Source organism: Bradyrhizobium sp. Kon56, assembly GCF_055807635.1.
On sequence record NZ_JBVVOU010000217.1, the window covers coordinates 1 to 358 of the forward strand.

Genomic DNA, 358 nt, shown 5'->3' on the forward strand with positions numbered 1-358 from the left:
GTCGTGAAACAGAATCACGCCTTTGCGCCACAACAGCATCAGCGTCAGCACCCGCTGCGACTGGCTCTGGCTGACACAACAAGCCCGCAAGGCACACCCACTGGGAGCCACCTGGAACACCGGAGGCACCTATGCGTCCGCCTTCTACCCGTTCGACTATCTAAATACGCAAACAATGGTGCCAATTGGGGAGAAAATCCATACGGCTTCCATAGAGTCCGGAAAGGTATCCAGCGGCGACTTTCATATTCACCTGAAAGAGCAAACAGCAAGCACCGTACCTAAGGTTGTCATCATTGATGCCGCCATCCTCAACTCAAGCACTGCCGGCCAAGCGTTGGCTAAGCATTTGACCAAC

The 358-nt window shown here is 54.2% G+C and carries 1 protein-coding gene; it reads left to right on the forward strand.

Annotated elements, in window-relative coordinates:
- Positions 1 to 22: 22 nt before the first annotated feature.
- Positions 23 to 358: hypothetical protein (locus tag AC0L3B_RS38705; RefSeq protein WP_473382934.1), on the forward strand; the 336-nt coding region annotated here is incomplete at its 3' end.